We start from the raw sequence: 17214 nt of genomic DNA, 5'->3' as shown, positions 1-17214 counted from the left end.
TACAAATATCTAAACCTACAAATATCTAAACCTACAAATATCTAAACCTACAAATATCTAAACCTACAAATCTTCTAAATCTAAAATCTATAAATTGAACAGCTCTTCATGTTGATGATTAATATCACCTAAAAAAACACTATCCATATGCGCTCTACCTCAATATATTCAGAAGTTAGTTTAAACGGTTAACAGCGGTTGATTGGTGATCTATATGTTCACTTTTTTTAAAGCAAAAAAAATGGCGAATCTTTTCAGATTCACCATTCTCTTAGAATTATTAGTGCTTTAAGGCACTAAAATATCAGAGCTTATAGAGCTACGATATTTTCTGCTTGCGGGCCTTTAGGACCTTGGCTTACAGTGAATTCTACTTTTTGGCCTTCAGCTAAAGTTTTGAAACCTTCGCTTGCAATTGCACTGAAGTGTGCGAATACGTCTGGACCAGACGCTTGCTCGATGAAACCAAAACCTTTAGACTCGTTAAACCACTTAACCGTACCTTGAACTTTAGACATAATAATATCCTGTAAAATTTAATAAAAATTGCCTTCAATAGGCTTGAATAGCGTAAAATTAGACTGGAACTTAAAAACTTCAGACGAGGTATTATTAATAAGACAACGTAATGGAGAATGTAAACAATAGGCTTTATTTCTGCTGAGTTGTATAGTATAGAATTCCTAGATTAAGTCAATAGATCATTAAGATAAAAAGCATTAAATATCTGATATAAACTCGATTTCTATCAGTTGCTTTATCTCCTGACTATTTCAACTAAGCTAGTCACCCCACTATCAATAAAGTTATAGAGCGTTATGAGTCGGTTTGTCGTCATATCTAACTATTCATTTCCTTTGGATGCACATATAGCTAAAGCCAGTTTAGAGAGTGAAGGTATTCCTGCGCATATAGCTGATAAACACACTGTTAATATGCAATGGCTTTATTCTGATGCGATAGGGGGAGTTAGGTTATACGTGCCAGAGGAGTTTGAAGTTGAAGCAAAAGCGGTTTTAGCATTAAACTTTTCAGAGGATGTAGATTCTATTTTCGAAGCAACACCAGAACACTGCACGCAATGTAAAAGTACTAATTTAGTCAACTATTACCAACTACTAACAACTACACCAAAGATAAGAAGCCGGCTTTCATTCTTTTTATATTTTTAGGATTTCCGTTATTTTTTTATAAACACGGTAGAAAATGCACGGACTGTGGGTGGTTTAAAAAAGCGTAATAAGCGCAGATGGGCCAATACTAAGCTCATAAAGTGAATAATAGAAAACAACTCACCGATAAGTAGGCAAGGCAATATCAAGATATGACGACATTGCCTCGTCAATAAAAGACTAATTAAACAATATTCTATTGCTTAGATTTTTTCTTGTTTTTGAAATAAAGCACACCTTTTACTGCGACAACAGCAAATAATCCCCAGAAAACAGCATGGTAAAGTAAATGTATTGCGCCTTCGCCTAGTGCATGGTCAGTATGAGCAAAAGCTTGCGTGCTTAGTAACAAGGTAAAAATTAAAGTAAAAAATTTCATGGTTATTCCTTTCCAACATAATAATATATAAATAGTGCTTATTTGAGCATACCTTGCGTTTCAATAAACTCGATGATTTCAGCTAACCCTTGTTGTGTTTTCATATTACTGAAAATAAATGGTTTATCACCGCGCATCTTCTTCGCGTCTCGATCCATTACGTCCAATGATGCACCAACCAAATCAGCAACATCAATTTTATTAATGATCAACAAATCAGACTTAGTAATACCTGGGCCACCCTTACGCGGAATTTTATCACCTGCAGACACATCAATCACGTATAAAGTTAAGTCTGATAGTTCAGGGCTGAATGTTGCACTTAAGTTATCGCCGCCGCTTTCCACTAATACAAAATCTAAATCAGGGTGGCGTTCATGCAATTCATCAATGGCCGCTAGGTTCATTGAGGCGTCTTCACGGATTGCCGTATGCGGACAACCACCTGTTTCTACGCCAATAATACGGTCAGCCGTTAACGCATCATTACGTGTTAAAAATTGTGCATCTTCATGTGTATAGATATCGTTAGTGACGACAGCCATTTCATATTTGTCGCGTAGTGCTAAACACAATTGGCTTAATAAAGCGGTTTTACCTGAGCCGACTGGGCCACCGACACCGATACGTAATAGTTGTTTTTTTCTCATTATCTTTCTCTCATATTTCTAAAATCACTTTTAAACACTTAAAACAGATAACTGTTTAAGCCTAAGCTGTTACTTTAAGAGCGGAACAGTCGCGTATATTGTGTTTCATGCCAGGCACTTGCCATCGCCAATCGCGGTAAGCTTGCACCGATATCATCATCTTCAAGTTGGTTGGCAAGACTGATCGCCCCTTCCACTTTATCGCTTAATTCAAACAGTAAATTTTGTGCTTGAGTTTGTCCTAATGGCACCAATTTAGTGGCTGCTGCTACTTGGTTATCAAGGTACGTCCAGCAATAACCACTTTGTGCTGAGATTAAATCTAACTTAAAAAGGTACGCTGCAATCGCAAAAACACTGACAAAACTGCTTTCAGATTGTTTAAATAATTCGCTATAAGGCTCACTATCCACAGTATCTAATTGTTTTAATAAACGAATCAATGCTTTACCCATTGCGACATCAGCAAGGCGTAATTCGCTACTTTCACGACAAGCAATTAAATGTTGGTTATGCTCTTTAAAGCTTTCAAAATCATTATTTTCTAAGGCGAGATACAATCGTTTTAATAAGGCTAAATCAGTACGGGCAATGGATTCATTGAGATTTAACTCAATCCACTCAAAAGTCGTTTTTTGATTGTTTATCCAGCCCATTTCAATCGCGTATTCCAACCCTTGTGAAAATGAAAACCCACCAACTGGTAAATTCGCACTACATAATTGTAGCAGTCGATTAAGCTTAATCGGACTCGCTATATTAATGTTCATGGCTATGCTCTGAATGTGCATGAGAGTGAGAATGTCCATGCGAATGCCCACTACGTTTACCATAAGCGCCATTTTCAGGTGCAAAAACGGCAGGTGCTTTATCGATTGTTAAGCCATAGTTTTCAGCAAGTTCTTCTAACACGTGATCCGGTTTAAAACGCACCCATAACTCACCGACTTGCAATGTCGTATGGCGATTTCCTAAGTGATAGCAGACTTTACTGAAGGTTAACCAATCAGTGCCAAGCGCAGTTGAAACGGCTTCCGCTTGCCCTTTTACTTCAATCAATAAACCACATTCTGTTTTTAATATTTCACCGACTAACAAAGGATGTCCACGCTCTACAAAAATGCCAATATCAGCACCTTTGTCAGTAACACCTTTAATGCGTGATTTTTTACGCGTGTCATGATCTAGTGTGATCGAATCACTGATTTCATCATGCGTATGATCCAACCTTTCAAATACTTGTAACATTGTTTTTTCCTAACTTAAAACAAACAATAACGTTGTGCTAACGGTAGTTCAGTAGCCGGCTCACAGGTCAATAACTCACCGTTTGCACGCACTTCATAGGTTTGTGAATCCACTTCAATATTTGGCATCCAGTCATTGTGGATCATGTCTTTTTTACCAATATTACGGGTGTTTTTACACACTCCAACTAAACGAGTCATCCCTGCTATTTCAGGTACATTTTTATCAATTGCTGCTTGCGATAAAAAGGTCATTGACGTTTGTGCTGCTGCGCTACCAAATGAACCGAACATAGGACGATAATAAACCGGCTGTGGCGTTGGGATTGATGCATTCGCATCGCCCATTGGTGCAGCGGCAATAAAGCCTGACTTTAAAATCATCGAGGGTTTAATACCAAAGAATGCAGGTTTCCATAACACTAAATCCGCCATTTTTCCTATTTCAATCGACCCTACTTCATGGCTAATACCATGGCTGATTGCTGGGTTGATTGTGTATTTAGCAATGTAACGCTTAGCACGGAAATTATCATTACGCTCTGTATCAGGCGTTAACGGGCCACGTTGTTGTTTCATCTTATGGGCTGTTTGCCAAGTACGTGTGATCATTTCACCAACACGTCCCATCGCTTGTGAATCAGACGAAATCATACTGATTGCACCTAAGTCATGCATGATGTCTTCAGCTGCGATACTTTCTTTACGAATACGTGAATCAGCAAAGGCAACATCTTCTGGAATTGAAGGGTTTAGATGATGACATACCATCAACATATCTAAATGCTCATCAATGGTATTGATCGTATACGGACGTGTTGGGTTAGTTGATGAAGGCAATACATTTGGCTCACCGCAAGCACGAATAATATCCGGTGAATGACCGCCACCAGCACCTTCAGTATGGTAAGTATGAATAGTACGACCTTTGAAGGCACCCAGCGTATCTTCTAAAAATCCTGACTCGTTTAAGGTATCAGTATGAATCGCAACTTGTACATCATAGCGCTCAGCCACTGACAAACAGTTATCAATAGCAGCTGGCGTTGTGCCCCAATCTTCATGCAGTTTTAAACCACATACACCCGCTTCAATTTGCTCTTCAATCGCTTTTGGTAAGCTCACATTCCCCTTGCCTAAAAAGCCAAAATTCATTGCAAAGTCATTGGTTGCTTGCAACATTTTATGGATATTCCAAGGACCCGGTGTACAGGTAGTGGCTTTAGTGCCTGTCGCTGGGCCGGTACCTCCACCAATCATAGTGGTCACACCTGACATTTGTGCTTCTTCAATTTGCTGTGGGCAAATAAAATGAATATGCGCGTCTATGCCACCAGCTGTCAATATTTGGCCTTCGCCTGCAATCACTTCAGTGCCCGCACCAATTTCGATATCAATATTGTCTTGAATATCTGGGTTACCGGCTTTACCGATAATGGCAATACGGCCATCTTTAATACCAACATCGGCTTTTACAATACCCCAATGATCTAGGATCAATGCATTGGTGATCACAAGATCAACGGTCTCAGAACAAGCCGCTTGGCTTTGCCCCATACCATCACGAATAACTTTACCGCCACCAAAGGTGACCTCTTCACCGTATTCCGTAAAGTCTTTTTCTACTTCTATCCATAAGTCGGTATCAGCTAAACGAACGCGATCGCCCACTGTTGGCCCAAACATATGTGCGTAAGAATGTTTATCAATGCTAGCCATGATTATTGTTCTCCCTCAATGCTATTTTTAGTCTCGACTTGAAGGTCGCCTTGAATATCACCACGGAAACCAAATACACGACGCTTACCGCGATAAGGAATAAGCGTAACGTCTCGTTTTTGGCCCGGTTCAAAACGAACCGCAGTACTTGAGGTAATATCTAAACGATAACCTTTGGTGATTTCACGATCAAAAACCAACGCGCTGTTTACCTCATAAAAATGATAATGAGAACCTACTTGAATCGGTCTATCGCCTGAATTTGCGACGGTGACTTTTAACTGTTCACGGCCAACATTGAGCTCTCGATTACCGCTATCCGTTTTTATTTCGCCGGGGATCATAAGCTGCTCCATTAAATAATTGGGTTATGGATAGTGACTAACTTCGTCCCATCAGGAAAGGTTGCTTCAACTTGTACTTCAGGAAGCAACTCAGCAATGCCATCCATCACTTGGTCACGGGTTAATAACGTACGCCCGTAATCCATCATTTCAGCTACGGTTTTACCGTCACGTGCGCCTTCCATGATTTCCATTGAGATGTAAGCCATCGCTTCAGGATAATTTAGTTTTACACCACGTTTTAAACGACGCTCTGCTAATAGTGCCGCAGTAAAAAGCAGTAATTTGTCTTTTTCTCTTGGTAATAAATCCATATCATTTTCTCTTTTTATTTAGGCTAGCTACTAATAAGATCTCTTCTCATGCAAAAGTCTTGTTAGGTATGCCAGATTCTTGGTTGTATCGCAGTTTTATCGACTAATAAAGGCCGTAATACTTCCCATAAACTAATGAATAATTGTTTGCATTGTTGTGCATGAGCCCCCAGATAGCGGATCACCAATAAACCATCGATATCACTAATGCTGATCAACGACTGTGCGTTTTGCTCCGTTACTGTGTCACGTAATAACGCCACTAACTCCGCGCGTTGCTGTGGCTGTTTTAATACTTGCGGCGCATAAGCTAAAAAAGTCGCAAAGACGCTGTTGTTTGCTAACCCAGCGGGATGCGTTAAGAGTTGGTTAGCGGGAGATAACGCAATGCGGTCATGGTAAATCAAGATGTCATCGCAATATAAGCGATTCAATTGACAGTATTTTCCGTCCACAAAGGGTACATCTGAGTCGGGTAATCCAAGACAGGTAATGTCCCAACCAAGATAAACACTGCTACTAGTGAGCTTGATATCAACAGTATTAAAACCATCGGCTCCTTCGTAAACAATGGTTTCCTGTGGGAAGTTTTCACACTTAGCGTTAGCCTCTAAGGTTAACTGAGTGATTTGTGCTTGCTTTGTATCGCCGATATCAAGGTTGGTTCGAGCACGATAAAAGCGCCCTGCTCCAGGTGTCGTAAACAGTAGATGCGCATCTTCTTTCACTGCCACACTAATACGTAATTCATCACCAGAGACAATCCCAGCAGGCGGATGTAACAGGTAAATATGTGCACAATCTCGTCCTTCTGGGTAAAAGGCTTTTTGAACGGAAAGCGGCCCTTTACGTTGCGTGCGAGTCAATTGTGTACCGACAGGAGTGTTGCTGAATTCTAAGAGCAAATGAGCAAGCCAGTGATTTTTCACTGGCTTGCTAGCGTTGATATTCGTCGCAGCAGTAGCGACTGAAGAGAGTGGCGCGGTTGTGATCATTGTTCCCTTATTTTAACTTATATTGACATTAGCGATTCAGCTTCACCGTTTTAAACGGCGAGATACTTACTGACTAACTCATCATCAAGTTCATCCATTGGACCCGATGCTATTACTTGGCCTTTTTCCATTAAGTGGAAGTTTTCTCCCACTGCGCGAGCAAAAGGTAACTTCTGCTCCACTAGAATAATGGTCATGCCTTGTTCTTTATTTAACTTTAATAACACATCTCGAATTAATTGCACAATATTAGGTTGAATACCTTCGTTGGGCTCATCTAATATTAGAATATCCGGATTCAGTACCAAAGCACGTCCAATCGCTAACTGCTGTTGTTGGCCACCAGACAGGTCACCACCACGGCGATGTAACATCTCTTCCAACACAGGGAAAAGTTTAAATATATGATTTGGAATCGTTTTACTTTTTTGTCTTGAGCAATTTAAACTGATTTTTAGGTTTTCTTCAACCGTCAATTGCGGAAAGATATGACGCCCTTGTGGCACGTAACCAACACCAATCTCAGGACGTTGCTCAACACTACTTTTGCTCATATCTTTGTCATTAATCACTAGATTACCTGAGCTAATAGGCAACAACCCCATAATGGTTTTTAATAATGTGGTTTTGCCCACACCGTTACGTCCCATGATACAAGTACGAGAACCTTTCTTAATCTTAAGATCAAGATCCCATAGGATCTGTGTGCCACCATATTTTTGATTTACCGCGGTTAACTCAATCATGATTAAGCTTCCTCCTCACCTAAATAAACTTCGCGTACGTCTTTATTTTCTTGGATTTCATCCATCGACCCTTCCGCCAATACAGTCCCTTGATGTAATACCGTGACCTTACGCGCAATAGACCTTACAAAAGCCATATCATGCTCAACCACCACCACTGAATGCTTGCCTGCAAGTGACGTTAATAGCTCGGCCGTTCGCTCTGTTTCTTGTGCTGTCATCCCGGCAACAGGTTCATCAACTAACAATAAACGCGGTTCAGCGGCTAATAACATACCAATTTCTAACCATTGTTTTTGGCCATGAGATAGACGTCCTGCTGGGTAATGTTGTTCAGCAGTTAAACCAATGGTTTGTAATACTTCATCAATTTTATCTTGTTGTTCGCCACTCAATTTATGAAATAGCGAACTCCAAATACCTTTATCGCCAGACAAACTTAACTCGATGTTTTCAAACACACTGAGTGCTTCAAATACTGTTGGTTTCTGAAATTTACGACCGATACCTGCACGCGCAATTTCAGATTCATCAAGTTCTAATAAATCAATTTGTTGACCAAAACTTACCTTACCTTTGTCAGGGCGAGTCTTACCTGTTATCACATCCATTAACGTTGTTTTACCTGCGCCGTTTGCACCGATTAAACAACGTAACTCACCATCACCAATATAAAGATTCAAGTCGTTTAACGCTTTAAAACCATCAAAACTCACACTGACATCTTCCACGTATAAAATCATACCGTGGCGTGTATCTGGTTTTAAGTTATCAACTGATGACAGCGGTGAACCGTGTTTATCTACAATCATTATTTATTCTCCGCTGCTAGTGTTGGATCATCTGACTTACTTTTATCAGAGCCGCTCGGTTTCTTTTCTGTTGCTGGTGGATCTATTTTATCCATTAAGTTTGTGACTAACCCTGCCAAGCCTTTTGGCAGTAACAACGTTACCAATACAAACAAACCACCTAATCCAAATAACCATGCTTCAGGCATAATCGCAGTAAAACGCGTTTTGGCATAACTGACCACAATCGCGCCCACTAATGCGCCGTATAAAGTGCCACGTCCACCAATTGCCACCCAAATAACAATCTCAATCGAGTTTAATGGTGAGAACTCACCCGGGTTAATAATGCCCACTTGCGGTACATAAAGCGCACCCGCTACACCTGCTAACATGGCAGACACAACGAAGATCCACACTTTATAATGCTGTGGTTTATAACCTACAAAACGAACACGGTCTTCAGAATCACGAATCGCAGTGACAACACGACCCATTTTTGAATTAACAATAAAGTGACTGATCGCATAACCAATGGCTAACATCACAGCCGTTGCCATAAATAAAGCCAACTTAGTATTCGATGACTGTAATGAGAATCCAAAGATTTCTTTAAAGTCAGTCAAACCATTGTTACCACCAAATCCCATTTCATTACGGAAGAAAGACAGTAGCAGTGCATAAGTCATCGCTTGCGTCATGATAGATAAGTACACACCACTTACACGTGAACGGAACGCTAACGTACCAAAGATGAAAGCTAATAAACCAGGGCCAGCAAAGACTAACAAAATCATTACAAAGGCGTTATCAGAACCCGCCCAATACCAAGGTAATTCAGTCCAGTTCAAGAACACCATAAAATCGGGTAGTTCTGGGTTACCGTAAACGCCTCGATCACCAATTTGGCGCATCAGGTACATACCCATCGCGTAACCACCTAAGGCAAAGAATGCACCGTGACCTAAGCTTAAAATACCGCAATATCCCCATACCAAATCAACCGCTAAGGCGAGTAAGGCATAACAAAGGTACTTACCCAATAAGCTAACCGTGTAATCACTCACATGTAATAGTGAACCCTCGGCAAACATTAAGTTACATACGCTGACGTACAGTGTTGAGGCAAATAAGATCGCAATAACAAAATGCAAACTACTCATTTTTTCAGTTATCTTTTTCACGTTAGGTGAATTCAGTAAAGTATTCATTATTCTGCAGATCTCCCTTTTTGCGGAAACAGTCCCTTAGGTCGTTTTTGAATGAACAACACTAAACTGACTAAAACAATAATATTGGCAAGCACAGGCCCCATTGATGGTTCTAAAAACTTATTGAATGTGCCCATAGTCATTGCTGCGACCAAGGTTCCCCATAAATTACCCACACCACCGAATACCACCACTAAGAATGAATCTATAATATAAGCTTGACCTAAATTAGGACCAACATTGGTCAACTGACTTAATGCAACACCTGCCACACCCGCAATACCAGAACCTAAACCAAAGGTAATCGCATCAACCCATGAGCTTTTAACACTCAAGGCTCTTGCCATATCTCGGTTTTGAGAAACAGCGCGAACGTGTAAACCTAGTGAAGAGTTTTTCAAAATCATTAACAGTGAGAAGAACACCATTAACGCAAATAAGATGATGTATAAACGGTTATAGGTTAACGATAAGATAGGGTTAATTTCTAACGAACCACTCATCCATTGTGGCGCTTCAACTTGGCGGTTAAGTGGAGAGAAAACACTACGTACTAACTGCTGTAAAATTAAGCTGATACCAAAAGTAGCCAGTAAGGTTTCTAATGGGCGACCTTTTAAGAAACGAATCACACCACGTTCAATTAACACACCAACAAAGCCAGACACAAGGAATGCAGCAGGCACGGCCATTAATAACGAGTATTCGATTAAATTAGGGAAAGTTTGTTGAATAACATAAGTGGTATAAGCACCTAACATCATCATTTCGCCATGCGCCATATTGATCACGCCCATCACACCAAAGGTGATAGCAAGACCAATCGCCGCCAATAATAAGACTGAGCCAAGACTCAAACCAAAGAATAGGTTTTCAGCTAAGCTAAACACACTCGCCTGCTGTTCAATACTATCGATAGCATTGGTTAATACTATTTTAAGCTCTTTTGTTTCTGCGCTTTGTACTTCTACGCTGCTAGATTCAGTGTCAGCAGATGTTGAACTAGTAGAAACTGAATCGGCAGAGATCCTATCTAACTCTTTAACTAAGGCATTCTTAACCGTCGGTTCTAAACGATCTGAAAGTTGTTTAGCCGCAGATAATTTCTCCGATGTTGGCCCTGTTTCTAATTGAGCAAGTAATAAAATAACCGACATCAATTCACGAGCATCATCATCCTTCTCACTTTTGATTAATTTATTAACCGCAGTCAAGCCAGTTTGGTTTGGATTATCTAATAATTGTTTTAAAGCCGCGATGCGCGTATCCGCATCAGCACTTGTTAAATCAAGATTGGCTAATAAATCACGAATTTGGCCACGTAAACGGTTATTGGTTCTTACTTTTTTAATCGCTGATTTACTCACGGCAGGTAACACTTCCGCCGTTAATACATCGGTTAATTCATATTGGTTTTGTTGGTTTTTATAAACAGAGACAACGCGTTTATCGGCTTTAAGGTAATACAGATCGCCGTCCATCAAAGGTTGTAAAATATCGCTGACTTGTGGTGTTGATGTCACCGCGATCTGTTCAATCAATGACGCCATTTTGTTTAATTTAGTATTTGGTAACTGCTCGACTAATGTAGGAAGAGCTGATTGTTGTGTTTCACTAACAGCGGCTGAGGCGTTGAATGACATAACAAAGAAAAGTAAAAGGGGAAGTAGACGCAACATGAGCTGTTCCTTAATATTGATTTCTTCAGTGCATAAAAATGGGAGGGCTGAGCCTCCCATCTAATCGTTCTTACATTTAGCTACATGAACTTAACTATATGAGCTTAACTATATAAATTTAGCTCTATGAATTTAAATACATAGGTTAAATTAGTAAGTTAGAACGTTATGACTAAAATTGTTGACCAGAACATTTTGCAGTAGTGACATCAAAGTTGCCGCATTTGATTGGAGCAGTCCAATCAGATACTAGGTTTTTAGAGCTTGGTAAAAAGTCTGACCATGCATCACCAATTACTGTATCAGGCGTTTCCCAAACTACTTCAAACTGACCATCTTCTTGGATTTCGCCAATTAATACAGGCTTAGATAAATGGTGGTTAGGGTTCATTACCGCAATACCGCCTGTTAAGTTAGGTACAGCGATACCGATCATTGCTTGTTCTACGGCATCAACATCAGTAGTACCGGCTTTCTCAACAGCCTTAACCCACATTTTAAAACCAATGTAAGTTGCTTCCATTGGGTCATTTGTTACACGCTTGTCATCACCAATGTATTTTTTCCATTGTGCGATAAACGCTTCATTTTCTTCTGTATCAACACTTTGGAAGTAGTTCCAAGCGGCTAAGTGACCCACTAACGGTTTTGCATCAAAACCAGATAGCTCTTCTTCACCGACAGAGAATGCAATAACAGGGATATCTTCAGCAGAAATACCTTGGTTACCTAATTCTTTGTAGAATGGGATATTTGCATCACCGTTTACTGTTGAAACTACAGCTGTTTGTTTGCCTTCAGAACCAAAGCGTTTTACTTCAGCTACAATATTTTGCCAATCTGAATGACCAAATGGCGTGTAGTTAATCATGATATCTTCTGACTTTATGCCTTTAGACATCAAGTATGCTTCTAATATCTTGTTAGTTGTACGAGGGTAAACATAATCGGTACCTAACAATACAAAACGCTCAGCACCAAGATCATTGATCAGGTAATCAACTGCAGGAATCGCTTGTTGATTTGGCGCAGCACCCGTGTAGAATACATTTTTAGACGACTCTTCACCTTCATACTGAACTGGGTAAAACATTAAGCCGTTAAGCTCTTCAAGCACAGGAAGTACTGATTTACGAGAAACTGAAGTCCAGCTACCAAAAATAACATCAACTTTATCTTTTGCTAATAACTCACGGCCTTTCTCTGCAAATAATGGCCAGTTTGACGCAGGGTCAACCACCACAGGCTCAATTTTTTTACCTAACAAACCGCCCTTTGCATTTTGATCTTCAATCATCATTAACACAGTATCTTTTAGTGTTGTTTCACTAATCGCCATGGTGCCTGATAAAGAATGTAAAACACCGACTTTGATGCTATCAGCAGCATAAGCAAAGTTAGTCATTAAGCCAGTTGCAACAATCGAACTTGCAACAATTAGTTTCTTCAGTTTCATAGATAGTTCCTTTCCCTTTTTTAGTATCCAATGATTAATCTTTTTAGAGGAATAAAAATCTCAATCCCAACCTATTTCAAGTGGGATTAGTATCCAGTAATTAGTGCAAGCATTAAATGCGCAAAAGCGCGCAATGGACTACGCAATTATGCGCATATAAAAACAACAACTATTGAAGTAAGGTACGCGCGCACGATATGCTAAGAGCTAAGTAGTTATTAGTACGGATAGCCAATAAATAGCGAAAGAAGCGGTCATGCAATCAAACCAAAAAATAATTAAAGCACGCAGAACCTATAATAAGCTTGTTGCGAATGAGATGATGGAAGATTTCGCGCTGCGCTTTACTGCTAAACGTGCCAGAAAGTGGTCATTAAACCGCATCTCAATGACCGCGCTTGGCATAGTTTCGTTTCTTGTTTTAGAAGCGATTGGCGGTGCAATCACCCTTCAATATGGTTTTGAAAATGCCGCGTGGGCAATTTTAGCGGTGACTTTAATTGTTTTTTTAACCGGTCTACCTATTAGCTATTATGCCGCCAAATATGGGGTCGATATCGACTTACTCAGCCGAGGGGCTGGCTTTGGTTATATTGGTTCCAGCATCGCCTCACTTGTCTACGCCTCCTTTACCTTTATCTTTTTTGCGCTTGAAGCCGCGATTATGGCGATGGCCTTAAAAATACTATTTGGCTTGCCCTTACCCGCTGGGTATATCGTCAGTACCTTATTAATTATCCCCTTAGTGACCCACGGCATTACCTATATCAGTCGCTTTCAAGTATGGACGTCACCAATTTGGGTAGCGCTACAACTGTTGCCGCTGTTCTTTGTGTTTATCCACAACGATACGCAATTCAGTGATTGGATCAGCTTTACCGGTGAAGCTGGAGAATCAGGCAGTTCATTTAATCTATTATTATTTGGTGGTGCTTCAGCCGTTTTATTAGCATTAGTCGCGCAAATAGGTGAACAAGTCGACTTCCTGAGGTTTTTACCTGAAAAACCCAAAAAAGGCGCTTGGCGATGGTGGTTAGCACTGATTGCAGGTGGTCCCGGTTGGATGTTATTTGGCGCGCTTAAACTATTTTTAGGATCTTTCTTAGCTTACTTTGCATTAAAACAAGGCGTTGCACCCCACCTTGCTAGCGACCCTGCCCACATGTATCAACTCGCTTATAGTTACGTGTTTGATAACCCGTCGATTAGTGTCTTTGTGGCTTGTACCTTTGTGGTGTTATCACAACTAAAAATTAACGTGGCTAATGCCTATGCAGGTTCATTAGCATGGTCTAACTTCTTTTCACGCGTGACTCATAATCACCCTGGTCGTGTAGTGTGGATGGTGTTTAATGTAGCTATTGCCCTATTACTGATGGAACTGGGCATTTACCAAACCATCGCCAGTATGTTGTCTGTTTATTCGGTGATTGTACTGGCTTGGTTAAGCTCAGTGGTTGCCGACCTCATCATTAATAAACCGCTAGGTATCAGCCCTCGTCATATCGAATTTAAACGCTCTCACCTTTATGATATTAACCCCGTGGGTGTGGGTTCAATGTTACTTGCTTCAATAGCAGGTTTTACCGCACACATGGGTATTTATGGTGAAACCATTGAAGCATTGGCGTCTTTTATTGCTTGTTTTTTACCTTTTATAACGGTGCCTTTAATTGGTTGGTTAACCAAAGGAAAATACTATTTAGCAGCCAACCAACAACCTAAAATTAAAACCTTTACGCAATGCCACATTTGTGAAAATAGCTTTGACCATGAAGACATCACTTTCTGCCCTGCTTATGGTAAAGCCATTTGTTCACTATGTTGTAGCCTCGATGTACGATGTGCAGATCAATGCCGCCCAGACGCGACACTTTCGCAACAAGCCCATGATTTTTTCACGCGTTTTTTAAGTGCCAAAGTACTTAAAGTATTAACCACACCACTGATGCAGTTCATCGCACTCACCTTAGGTCTTGGTTTTGTCGGTGCGGGGATCTTAGTGTTGGTATATCTACAAGTTCCTCTCGATGAAATAGAAGTCAAAGAGGTGTTTGCCAGCACCTTAATCAAGATATTCTTCCTATTAATTATCATCATCGGCATTGTCAGTTGGTTATTTATCCTCGCGCGTAATGGCAACCAAAGTGCATTAAAAGAGTTACGTTCACAAACTAAAGCCTTAGCCAAAGAAGTGGATGCGCATGAACAAACTTCAGAGGCATTACAAAGCGCAAAAGAAGTAGCGGAGTCTGCCAATGAAGCTAAAAGTCGTTATCTTGCCGCGTTAAGTCATGAGTTACGCACGCCGCTTAATGTACTGCTAGGTTATGCACAACTGTTAATGCGCGATCAAGTATTACCACCAAAACAGCGTGAAAGCATTGCCATTGTGAGACGTAACGGAGAGCATCTCGCCGACCTAATTGAAAGCCTATTAGAAGTCTCTAAGATTGAAGCGGGACGAGTGACCTTGCAACGTGATGAGTTTAATCTCAAAGCTATTTTGCAACAGCTGGTGGATATGTTCCAAATGCAAGCTAGTAAAAAAGGTATTAAATTCCATTATATCGCCAGCGCCAACCTACCCGATTACGTAGCCACAGATAAACAACGCTTTAGACAAATACTGATCAACTTGATCTCTAACGCCATTAAATATACTGAAAAAGGCTCAGTGACTTTTAAAGTCACCTACCGCAGTGAAGTCGCTAACTTTAGTATTATCGATACTGGTGCAGGCATCGCTAAAAGTAACCAAGATTTAATATTTAAACCTTTTGAACAAATTCGCAATACCCATACTCAATCTATCGGTGGAACAGGATTAGGGTTAACCATCTCACGTTCATTAGCTGAACTGATGGGAGGTGAAATAAGCTTAACGAGTAGCGTTGGCCAAGGCTCAACCTTCAACTTTAAGCTTATGTTATTTAAGCTCAACAAAGATCCTAAAGAACCAGAACTGACTAAATCAGAAGCCGTAGGCTATAACGGTGAAACACAAACCGTATTAGTGGTCGACGATAATAAAAACCAACGCGATCTGATGTTCAGCTTATTAGCGCCTATTGGTTTTAAAGTGTTATTGGCCGAGCATGCACAACAGGGTTTTGAATTACTACAAGATAATGATATCGACTTAGTGCTAATGGATGTGCAAATGCCAGACATTAACGGCTGGCAAATGGTAAAAAATCTACGTGAACAGCATTATCAAATGCCCGTATTAATGGTGTCAGCCAATGCACGAGATGCAGAATACAACCTACAAGCCGAAGGTTATCATAATGGCTATATTGCCAAACCTCTTAATTTAGATGCATTATTAGGTAAAATTGCACAATTATTAAACTTACAGTGGCAATATAAAAATACTGATAACATAACGTCTAACGATATTAATAAGACTAATAAACCCAGCGTCACCAGCGAACAATACCAAGCTTTAATCGCCCTCGCAGAGATTGGTTATCTGTCTGGTTTTAAGAACAAGTTTGAAGAAATACAAACAGAATATCACTACCCAGAAGACAGTGCGTCGCAGATACTTGAGTATGTTGAAGTCTGTAATTTCCCTAAAATTATTGAATATTTAAACGAGTTAAACCATGGATCATAAAAGCAGTGATGTTGTATTGGTTGTCGATGATTCACCAGAATCATTAGGCATGCTCAATGTGGCACTGAACAGTCAAGGTTATACCGCATTAGTCGCCTTAAGCGGACAACAAGCACTCGCCATCGCAGAGAAAGTACCACCAGATGTAGTGCTATTAGACGCGATGATGCCAGAGATGGATGGCTTTGAAACTTGCCGACGTTTAAAAGAACTATTACCTAACACCCCGATTATTTTCATGACCGGATTAACCGATGTCGAAGACATTGTGAAAGGTATTGAAGCGGGAGGCGTGGATTATGTCACCAAACCCATTTCACCCGACGAAGTGATTGTGCGGATCAAACGCCACGTTGAAACCGCCAAGCTCGCACTAAGTGCACAGGATGCCTTAGACCACGCAGGGAAAACCGTATTTTGTGTCAGCCAATTAGGTCGATTATCTTGGGCGACACCGCATGTGCATGAATTGGTCGATGATATTTCCAAAGGCGATGCAAGTCCGTGGGCAACCTTAGCGACGTTAATCGAAAGTTGGTTATTAGGTGATACCAGCAAAGAGTTAAAAGTAGACTGCTTTTCTGAGAAAATGAGCATTGCTTACGAGCGCCAACAACAGCAAATGCATTTGTTACGCATCGTACAAACTAAAACACAAAAATCACCACAGGATTTGAAGGATAATCTCCCGATCACCAAACGTGAATCTGAGGTGTTGTATTGGGTGTCTTATGGTAAAACCAGTTGGGAGATTTCACAGATTTTAGAAATGAGCCCACGTACGGTAAACAAACATTTAGAGCAGATTTATAAGAAGTTAGGGGTGGATAATAGGACGTCGGCGGCGGCGATCTCGATTAGGATCCTAGAGGGATAGTCGTTTATTTAG

17 protein-coding genes are annotated in these 17214 nt (G+C 40.5%); 3 read left to right on the top strand and 14 right to left on the bottom strand.

Annotated elements, in window-relative coordinates:
* Nucleotides 1-311: 311 nt before the first annotated feature.
* The gene (locus V6255_RS03325; RefSeq protein ID WP_025566132.1) at nucleotides 312-518 is read right to left on the bottom strand and encodes a cold-shock protein; all 207 of its coding nucleotides are present in this window, start codon (nucleotides 516-518) and stop codon (nucleotides 312-314) included.
* A gap of 300 nt (nucleotides 519-818) precedes the next feature.
* On the opposite strand from V6255_RS03325, the gene V6255_RS03320 reads away from it, so the two are divergent.
* Nucleotides 819-1172 (top strand): DUF2007 domain-containing protein, encoded by a 354-nt coding sequence (locus V6255_RS03320; protein WP_341626868.1) that lies wholly within the window; start codon nucleotides 819-821, stop codon nucleotides 1170-1172.
* Nucleotides 1173-1368: 196 nt separating this feature from the next.
* Here the strand turns inward: V6255_RS03320 and V6255_RS03315 are convergent, their stop codons facing one another.
* The 13 genes from V6255_RS03315 to urtA form a co-directional block, all read right to left on the bottom strand.
* Nucleotides 1369-1551, bottom strand: a complete 183-nt coding sequence (locus tag V6255_RS03315; protein ID WP_025566131.1) for a hypothetical protein — start codon at nucleotides 1549-1551, stop codon at nucleotides 1369-1371.
* Between the two features lie 38 nt (nucleotides 1552-1589).
* Nucleotides 1590-2201, bottom strand: coding sequence for an urease accessory protein UreG (gene ureG, locus V6255_RS03310; RefSeq protein ID WP_341626867.1), 612 nt, complete (start codon nucleotides 2199-2201; stop codon nucleotides 1590-1592).
* A 74-nt stretch (nucleotides 2202-2275) separates the two neighbouring features.
* Nucleotides 2276-2971: an urease accessory protein UreF gene (locus tag V6255_RS03305; protein WP_341626866.1), complete on the bottom strand. Its 696-nt coding sequence runs from the start codon at nucleotides 2969-2971 to the stop codon at nucleotides 2276-2278.
* Complete coding sequence (gene ureE, locus V6255_RS03300; RefSeq protein ID WP_341626865.1) at nucleotides 2961-3449, bottom strand: urease accessory protein UreE; 489 nt, start codon at nucleotides 3447-3449, stop codon at nucleotides 2961-2963. The genes V6255_RS03305 and ureE overlap by 11 nt, the downstream gene beginning before the upstream one ends.
* A 14-nt stretch (nucleotides 3450-3463) precedes the next feature.
* Nucleotides 3464-5167 (bottom strand): urease subunit alpha, encoded by a 1704-nt coding sequence (ureC, locus tag V6255_RS03295; protein WP_341626864.1) that lies wholly within the window; start codon nucleotides 5165-5167, stop codon nucleotides 3464-3466.
* A gap of 2 nt (nucleotides 5168-5169) precedes the next feature.
* A complete protein-coding gene (locus V6255_RS03290; RefSeq protein WP_341626863.1) occupies nucleotides 5170-5511 on the bottom strand; it encodes an urease subunit beta in 342 nt (113 codons plus the stop codon).
* 11 nt (nucleotides 5512-5522) lie between these two features.
* Nucleotides 5523-5825, bottom strand: a complete 303-nt coding sequence (gene ureA / locus V6255_RS03285) for an urease subunit gamma (protein ID WP_025566126.1) — start codon at nucleotides 5823-5825, stop codon at nucleotides 5523-5525.
* Nucleotides 5826-5887: 62 nt separating this feature from the next.
* Nucleotides 5888-6820, bottom strand: coding sequence for an urease accessory protein UreD (locus V6255_RS03280; RefSeq protein WP_341626862.1), 933 nt, complete (start codon nucleotides 6818-6820; stop codon nucleotides 5888-5890).
* A 50-nt stretch (nucleotides 6821-6870) separates the two neighbouring features.
* Nucleotides 6871-7566, bottom strand: a complete 696-nt coding sequence (urtE, locus tag V6255_RS03275) for an urea ABC transporter ATP-binding subunit UrtE (protein WP_025566124.1) — start codon at nucleotides 7564-7566, stop codon at nucleotides 6871-6873.
* A 2-nt stretch (nucleotides 7567-7568) separates the two neighbouring features.
* Nucleotides 7569-8378 carry an urea ABC transporter ATP-binding protein UrtD gene (gene urtD, locus V6255_RS03270; protein ID WP_341626861.1) on the bottom strand — a complete coding sequence of 270 codons (810 nt, stop codon included), beginning with the start codon at nucleotides 8376-8378 and terminating at the stop codon, nucleotides 7569-7571.
* Entirely contained in the window at nucleotides 8378-9568 is a 1191-nt protein-coding gene (urtC, locus tag V6255_RS03265) for an urea ABC transporter permease subunit UrtC (protein ID WP_341626860.1), read from the bottom strand. Before urtC ends, urtD begins: the two co-directional genes overlap by 1 nt.
* The gene (gene urtB, locus V6255_RS03260) at nucleotides 9568-11247 is read right to left on the bottom strand and encodes an urea ABC transporter permease subunit UrtB (protein ID WP_341626859.1); all 1680 of its coding nucleotides are present in this window, start codon (nucleotides 11245-11247) and stop codon (nucleotides 9568-9570) included. The genes urtC and urtB overlap by 1 nt, the downstream gene beginning before the upstream one ends.
* 172 nt (nucleotides 11248-11419) lie before the next feature.
* Entirely contained in the window at nucleotides 11420-12703 is a 1284-nt protein-coding gene (gene urtA, locus V6255_RS03255; RefSeq protein WP_341626858.1) for an urea ABC transporter substrate-binding protein, read from the bottom strand.
* A gap of 256 nt (nucleotides 12704-12959) precedes the next feature.
* Between urtA and V6255_RS03250 the strand changes: the two genes are divergently transcribed.
* Together V6255_RS03250 and V6255_RS03245 are read left to right on the top strand one after the other, a co-directional pair.
* Nucleotides 12960-16325 carry an ATP-binding protein gene (locus V6255_RS03250; protein WP_341626857.1) on the top strand — a complete coding sequence of 1122 codons (3366 nt, stop codon included), beginning with the start codon at nucleotides 12960-12962 and terminating at the stop codon, nucleotides 16323-16325.
* Nucleotides 16315-17202, top strand: a complete 888-nt coding sequence (locus V6255_RS03245) for a response regulator transcription factor (protein ID WP_025566118.1) — start codon at nucleotides 16315-16317, stop codon at nucleotides 17200-17202. Before V6255_RS03250 ends, V6255_RS03245 begins: the two co-directional genes overlap by 11 nt.
* Nucleotides 17203-17214: the final 12 nt, after the last annotated feature.

The organism is Psychromonas arctica, from assembly GCF_038155225.1.
GTDB classification, from domain to species: Bacteria; Pseudomonadota; Gammaproteobacteria; order Enterobacterales; family Psychromonadaceae; genus Psychromonas; species Psychromonas arctica_B.
Note: the sequence above shows the minus strand (reverse complement) of the source record. Positions and strands in the feature narration are given on the sequence as shown.